Origin of the sequence: Thalassospira sp. MCCC 1A01148, from assembly GCF_001613795.1 — a bacterium.
Lineage (GTDB): Bacteria > Pseudomonadota > Alphaproteobacteria > Rhodospirillales > Thalassospiraceae > Thalassospira.
On sequence record NZ_LPVZ01000005.1, the window covers coordinates 58525 to 65015 of the forward strand.

Consider the following 6491-nt stretch of genomic DNA (forward strand, 5'->3'; position numbering starts at 1 on the left):
GGACGTTTGAAATGACCAAAACCCTTCGCATCTTTGATACGCTCACCCGCGAAAAACAGGTGTTCGAGCCGATTGATCCCGATCACGTGCGCCTCTATGTCTGCGGCCCGACGGTCTATGACTATGCCCATGTCGGCAATGCGCGCCCTGTGGTGGTGTTTGATACGCTGGTGCGTGTTCTGCGCCATATTTATCCCAAGGTGACCTATGTGCGGAATGTCACGGACGTGGATGACAAGATCAACGCGCGTGCCAAGGAAAGCGGCGAGCCGATTTCCGAAATCACCAAACGCACCCATCAGGCCTATCTGGAAGATATGGGCGCGCTGAATGCCGCCAAGCCCGATATCGAACCGCGTGCGACCGAACATATCGCTGAGATGATCGCCATGTGCGAAAGCCTGATCGAGCAGGGCTTTGCCTATGCCGCCGAGGGCCATGTGCTGTTTTCGGTCGAGGCGTTTGATGACTATGGCAAGCTGTCGCGTCGTGATCGCAAGGAAATGATCGCCGGTGCGCGGGTGGAAGTCGCCCCCTATAAAAAGGATCCGGCAGATTTCGTCCTGTGGAAACCGTCCAGTGATGATATTCCGGGTTGGGATAGCCCGTGGGGCCGTGGTCGTCCGGGCTGGCATATTGAATGCTCGGCTATGTCGACGCGTTATCTGGGTGAAAACTTTGACATCCATGGCGGTGGCTCGGATCTGGTGTTCCCGCACCATGAAAACGAACTGGCGCAGAGCTGCTGCGCGAACAAGGGTTCCAGCTACGCCAAATACTGGATGCATAACGGCCATCTGATGGTCGAAGGCGAAAAGATGTCCAAGTCATTGGGCAACTTCGTCACCGTGCATGAGCTGCTTGAAAAATGGCCGGGTGAGGCGATCCGTCTGGCGATGATGGGAACGCATTACCATCAGCCGATCAACTGGACCGAAGAAAACCTGCGCCAGGCCAAAGAGGCACTTGATCGGTTCTATACTGCGCTTCGTCAGAGTTCTGACGTGACCCCGGAAAATATGCCGGTGCCGCGTGCGGTGCTTGATGCGCTGTGTGATGACCTCAATACGCCGCTGGCGATTTCGGAATTCCATAACCTTGTGACCAAGTTCAACAAGGCGGAAAAGAAGTTCGAACGCTCTGAGGCGAAGGGTGAAATCCTTGCCGCCGCAAAACTTCTGGGTATTCTTCAAGGTGACCCCGAAGCCTGGTTCACCGGATCAGCCGATGAAGACGAGGCTGCCGAGATCGAAGGGCTGATTGCCCAACGTGCGGACGCCAAGAAGAACAAGGATTTCGCAACGGCGGACAAAATCCGAGATGACCTTCTGGCACGCGGCATCATCCTTGAGGATTTCAAGGAAGGCACAAGCTGGAAGCGTGTGTAAGCGCGATTTTCCGAGAAATCAGGAAGGGCCGCAGTTTGAAACTGCGGCCCTTTTTGTTTGCTTGATCTCACAGGGTCTTAATCTTGCCGTGCATCCAGTTCGTCAAATACTTCGCGTGCGGCATTGAGGCCATTTATCGCGGCAGGCAGTCCGCCATAGACAGCCATTTGCCAGATGGCTTCGATGACTTCGCTGCGCGCGGCACCCGCAGACAGGGTGTGATGAATATTGATTTTAAGCTGTGGGGATGTCTGGCCACCAAGAACCGTCAGGGCAGAAATCGTGCAGAGTTGACGGGTTTTAAGATCAAGACCCGGCCGAGCGTAATGGCGTCCATAAGCCCACTCAACCAGGCTTTCGGCAAAATCCGGCACAAGGTCATCGTACTTTTCGGCAAGCTTCCCTTCGAGCGGTGGGTTAAGGCGCGCAACGATATCGCGGCCTTTTTCAAGGGCGCTGGTATTGTCTGTGGCGTTGTGGGCAGAACTGTTCATCGGGATGCTCCGTTACATTTGGCGACCGTATCGTAAGTGGCGATTTTGGCATCAAGCACATCCAGTGTTTCGCTTAGACTGACGACACGTTTGGCCAGATCGTCGCGATAGGTCCGAAGCAATTCCTGACGTTCGGAAATCGTACTGTCGCCAAGTGCGCGCAGTTCGGCATATCGCACCCGATCACGGATCGGCATGCCGATTTGTTTCAGGCGTTCGACAAATTCCAGCCAGACCAGAACGTCCGGGCCATACACGCGTCGCCCACCGGCATCACGCAAGGCTTCCGGCAACAAACCGATCTTTTCGTAATATCGAAGCGTATGAACACTAAAGCCCGTCTTTTCAGCCACTTCACCAATCATCATGACGGCCACCATCGTTTGAAAGGGGTATGCAGTCCCGTGTGAAGCTAGGTGATAGAGTGCACTCCAGGTCAAGCATTAATCGGTCATGCGTTTCGAGATGTCGGGATATGGAGTGGTCAGCAAATTGCATTGCCGAAATTAGCTGGGCAGATTTTTGCCAGATTTCTGTTTGAGTATGGTGGCCAACCACAAGGATAGAGCGAACCATGTCAGATTTTGATCGTCGGAAGTTCCTGAAATCGACCGGGGCGGTTGCCGCCCTTGGGGGCCTTGGTGTGTTCGGTTTGGGGACAAACAGGCACGCATTCGCGCAATCGGATGCGGCAACTGACCAGCCCGAGGTGATACAGAAAACGATCCCTTCGACGGGCGAGACAATTCCCGCGGTCGGGCTGGGCAGCTGGATTACGTTTAACGTCGGCAATGACATTGAATTACGTAAACAGTGTGCAGATGTGATGTCGGCCTTTTTCAGGTCCGGCGGGCGTATGATCGACAGTTCCCCGATGTATGGTTCTGCGCAGGACGTTATCGGATATGGGCTTGATGCACTGGGTGCACACAACAAGGTGTTTTCGACCGACAAGGTTTGGACATCGGGTGATGGCGCCAGCCAAATCAAAGAAACATCCGAACGCTGGAAGGTGCAGCAGTTTGACCTGTTGCAGGTCCATAACCTGCTTGGCATTAACGAGAACTTGCCGCTTCTGTTTCGCATGAAGGATGCGGGGCAATTGCGTTACGTGGGTGTCACGACGTCGCACGGTCGGCGTACCGAAGATCTGATTGCCGTGATGAAGAACGAGCGCCTTGATTTCGTGCAGGTGACCTATAACCCGGTAGATCGCAAGGTCGAGGACTACCTGTTGCCGCTGGCCTATGATCGTGGCATTGCCGTGATCATTAATCGCCCGTTTCGCGGCGGGAGCTTGCCCGAACGACTGAAAGGCGAACCCTTGCCCGAGTTCGCCCGTGAACTTGGAGTCAAAAGCTGGGCGCAACTGATCCTGAAATACCTTATCTCCCATCCAGCGGTGACCTGTCCGATTCCGGCCACCACCAAACCGGCCCATGCGATGGAAAACATGGCGGCTGCAACCGGGGCGCTGCCAGATGAAAAGATGCGTGAACAAATCGCGGCCGTGATCGGCGTTCTGGTTTGAGCAAGGCAAGTGTGGGGCAAACGGCATGAGTGAATGGTGGGATTACGGACTGGCAGATTTGCTGTTGTTTTCGCCGCGGGTGTATTACCGGCTGTTTGAGATCATGAATACGACCTGGTGGCTGGTGGTTGTCAGTGCGCTGGTTGCCGGGGTGATTGCTTCGGGTCTGGCACTTCGGCATGGATTTCGTGGCAACCGGGTTATTTTGGTTTTGCTGGCACTGGTCTGGGCATGGTGCGGTTATGGGTTCCTGTGGCAATATTACAGGCCGATCAACTGGGCCATCCCGTATCTGTTGCCGGGCTTTGCCCTGCAAGTCGTTTTGTTTGCCATCTTTGCCGCACGTCCTTTGCCGCTTCGGTTTGGTTGGCGGGGTGACTTTTCAAGCTATGTCGGTCTGACGTTGGTCGCCTTTGCGCTAATTGCCTTTCCGTTTGTTGGCCTGATTGAGGGGCGCGATCTGTTGCAGGCCGAACTGTTTGGTAGTGCGGCTGATCCGACAGCACTTGGCACACTGGGCTTTGTGCTTTTGTCGCGCGGTACGTGGCGCTGGGCGTTGTTGCCCGTACCGTTGCTGTGGTGCGTGATATCGGCGGGCACGCTTTGGGTGATGGATCAACAAGTGGCATTCGTGATGCTGGTAGCGGTCTGGGTCACCGTTTTCTGCGGTTGGCTGGACCTTAAAAACGGTGTCACCACCAAGCGCCTGACAGAGGCAGAAATCAAAGACCCGGCATCCTGAAGTAAAAAAATCACTTCGCGCAGAAAAAAGTCTGGAAACCGCCGTCAATCGGTGGTTTCGTAACTTTTGCTGAAACAAGTCGTTTGTCTGGATCACCCTGCATCAGACCAATGCGCGGTAAGCAAATTCAGAAATGACTTTTCGGTAATCCCCAAGCGTGAAAGGGCGAGCCATGATCCAGGTTTTAACCAGTGTCTGGGCACTTCTTATTGGCGTTGTCCTGATTATGCTGGGCAATGGCATGCATTTTACCCTGATTGGCCTGCGTGGCGGGATCGAGGGGTTTTCCTCGGCCGAGCTTGCAATTGTGACATCGGGTTACTTCGCCGGGTTCCTTGCGGGCGCACGTATTACACCAAGAATGATCAAACGCGTTGGTCATGTGCGCGTCTTTGCCGCGTTGGGTAGCTTTACCTCTGCCGGTTTGATTGCATTGCCGTTGATTGCAGAACCCTGGGCATGGACCCTGTTGCGCGTGCTTCTGGGTTTTTGTATGTCGGGGATTTACGTCACCGCGGAAAGCTGGCTGAATGATTCGTCGACCAACGAAACACGTGGCAAGGTTCTGTCGGCCTATATGATTGCCCAGACGCTGGGCATTATCGGTGCGCAGGGCCTTTTGACGTTTGGGGATGCAGCAAATTCCGCCCTGTTTATTGTGGCATCGATTCTGGTTTCGATTTCCTTTGCACCGATCCTGCTTTCGGCAACCTCGGTTCCAATGACCGAAGCAGCCCGACCGATGGGGCTTAAGGAGCTTTTCTCCGGATCACCCCTGAGTACGGTGGGTATCTTCCTTCTGGGGTGCGTCTATGCAATCCAAACCGGTATGGCGGCGGTTTTCGGGACCCAGATTGACATGACGGCCGGCCAAATCGCGACTTTTGTTGCGATGCTGTTTGCCGGTGCGTTGCTATTTCAGTACCCGATTGGCTGGCTGTCGGACCGTATGGATCGACGCAAGCTGATCTTTGGGGCGTCCATGGTGGCGATGGCAGCCTGTATTCTGGGCTGGGTATCAGGAGATAATCTTGTCTTCATGCTGTGCGCAGCCTTTGTGGCCGGTGGCATGACGACGCCGCTTTATGCGCTGTTTCTGGCCTACACCAACGACTTCCTGCCGCTTGAAGATATGCCGGCAGCGTCAGGCGGTCTGGTACTGACATTCGGGGTCGGCGCGATCCTGGGGCCGCTTCTGGCCGGTTGGTCGATGGAGCATCTTGGTCCAAGGACTTTTTGGCTGGTGCTTGCCGGGACCTTTGCGGTGATTGCGGTTTATGCGCTTTATCGCATGACGCGCCGTGAAGCCCTGCCGGTCGAAGAAACGGAAAGCTATGTCAGCGTCCTGCCGACGGCATCGCCCATGGCGGTTGAAACCGCCGGTGTCTGGGCAGCAGAACAGGCAGAAGCCGAGGCGGAGGCCGCCGCAGAAGAAGCAGAGGCCGAGGCTGCAGCTGAAGCAAAAGAAAAAGCGGATACCGCAGAGGATGAACCGCCCAAGGTTTAAGCCTTGGGTGGTTGCCCTAGCGGTTAAACAGCAATCTGATCCCGACAGCGGCAAAGAACACGCCAAGCAATCCATTGATCCAGCTTGCCGCTCGACGATAAATCGAAATGGCCGGGGCCGTGGACAACGCCGTTGCATAAAGCAGGTGTGTGCTCGTGGAAATCAGGCCGCAGCCAATGACAATTGCAGCCCCGACCCAAAGCGGGGCGCCTTCCTGAAAGCCGATGGAAATGATGGCGATCCAGGTCAGGATGGCCTTCGGATTTGTAAGGTGCAGACCCAAGCCACGGAAGTAATATCCACGACCAGAGATTTGAGCAGCGTCAAGGGCTGCAGCGGATGTTTGTGCGCCTGGAGCGTTGCGAAAAGCCGTGCGAAACGCGCGGTAAGACATCCAAAGCAAATAAAGCCCGCCAAAAATCCGGATGGCCGTCATGGCATCGGCATATGTCGCCAAAACAGCCGACAAACCGGTCAGGGTCAGCAGGCCGATGGAAAAGGAACCGGTTCCGATGCCAAGGGCAAAATGCTGTCCGGCACGGCGACCCTGATCAAGGGAAACGCCCATCAAACCCAAAAGGGCGGGGCCGGGGCTGATGAGACCGACCAGCAAGGCGGCATAAGACAGCAATATTCCGGGCAGATATTGCCCGATTTCGGCAAAACTGATCATGGGGCGTTTCCTTTGGTGGTGGCAGGATCAGCCAAGGGTCCAAACTCATTCAAATGACCGTTCCGGTCTCCTGGATTTGTGCGGATATGCGAAGCAAAATTGCAGGAAGATGCACATCTTTCAAGATTTTGCGACAACGTAGCCCGTGCAAATCCG

General features: G+C 55.1%; 7 protein-coding genes. 4 read left to right on the forward strand and 3 right to left on the reverse strand.

Annotated elements, in window-relative coordinates; all coding sequences use genetic code 11:
• The first annotated feature begins 11 nt into the window (after positions 1 to 11).
• Positions 12 to 1388: a cysteine--tRNA ligase gene (cysS, locus tag AUQ43_RS01945; RefSeq protein ID WP_062953948.1), complete on the forward strand. Its 1377-nt coding sequence runs from the start codon at positions 12 to 14 to the stop codon at positions 1386 to 1388.
• A 77-nt stretch (positions 1389 to 1465) separates the two neighbouring features.
• Here cysS and AUQ43_RS01950 read toward each other — a convergent pair whose 3' ends face one another.
• Entirely contained in the window at positions 1466 to 1882 is a 417-nt protein-coding gene (locus AUQ43_RS01950; protein WP_062953949.1) for a carboxymuconolactone decarboxylase family protein, read from the reverse strand.
• Positions 1879 to 2250, reverse strand: coding sequence for a MerR family transcriptional regulator (locus AUQ43_RS01955; protein ID WP_062953962.1), 372 nt, complete (start codon positions 2248 to 2250; stop codon positions 1879 to 1881). Before AUQ43_RS01955 ends, AUQ43_RS01950 begins: the two co-directional genes overlap by 4 nt.
• 206 nt (positions 2251 to 2456) lie before the next feature.
• Between AUQ43_RS01955 and AUQ43_RS01960 the strand changes: the two genes are divergently transcribed.
• From AUQ43_RS01960 to AUQ43_RS01970, 3 genes are all read left to right on the forward strand, one after another.
• Positions 2457 to 3413 (forward strand): aldo/keto reductase, encoded by a 957-nt coding sequence (locus AUQ43_RS01960; protein WP_084271953.1) that lies wholly within the window; start codon positions 2457 to 2459, stop codon positions 3411 to 3413.
• Between the two features lie 25 nt (positions 3414 to 3438).
• The gene (locus tag AUQ43_RS01965) at positions 3439 to 4155 is read left to right on the forward strand and encodes a DUF6064 family protein (protein WP_062953950.1); all 717 of its coding nucleotides are present in this window, start codon (positions 3439 to 3441) and stop codon (positions 4153 to 4155) included.
• Between the two features lie 172 nt (positions 4156 to 4327).
• Positions 4328 to 5662, forward strand: coding sequence for an MFS transporter (locus AUQ43_RS01970; RefSeq protein ID WP_062953951.1), 1335 nt, complete (start codon positions 4328 to 4330; stop codon positions 5660 to 5662).
• Positions 5663 to 5678: 16 nt separating this feature from the next.
• Here AUQ43_RS01970 and AUQ43_RS01975 read toward each other — a convergent pair whose 3' ends face one another.
• Positions 5679 to 6335, reverse strand: a complete 657-nt coding sequence (locus AUQ43_RS01975) for a LysE family translocator (RefSeq protein WP_062953952.1) — start codon at positions 6333 to 6335, stop codon at positions 5679 to 5681.
• Between the last annotated feature and the right edge of the window lie 156 nt (positions 6336 to 6491).

Bases quoted from the DNA above. Each gene is read 5' to 3' on its own strand.
- cysS (WP_062953948.1), top strand. From the start codon at position 12: ATGACCAAAACCCTTCGCATCTTTGATACGCTCACCCGCGAAAAACAG.
- AUQ43_RS01950 (WP_062953949.1), bottom strand. From the start codon at position 1,882: ATGAACAGTTCTGCCCACAACGCCACAGACAATACCAGCGCCCTTGAA.
- AUQ43_RS01955 (WP_062953962.1), bottom strand. From the start codon at position 2,250: ATGATGATTGGTGAAGTGGCTGAAAAGACGGGCTTTAGTGTTCATACG.
- AUQ43_RS01960 (WP_084271953.1), top strand. From the start codon at position 2,457: ATGTCAGATTTTGATCGTCGGAAGTTCCTGAAATCGACCGGGGCGGTT.
- AUQ43_RS01965 (WP_062953950.1), top strand. From the start codon at position 3,439: ATGAGTGAATGGTGGGATTACGGACTGGCAGATTTGCTGTTGTTTTCG.
- AUQ43_RS01970 (WP_062953951.1), top strand. From the start codon at position 4,328: ATGATCCAGGTTTTAACCAGTGTCTGGGCACTTCTTATTGGCGTTGTC.
- AUQ43_RS01975 (WP_062953952.1), bottom strand. From the start codon at position 6,335: ATGATCAGTTTTGCCGAAATCGGGCAATATCTGCCCGGAATATTGCTG.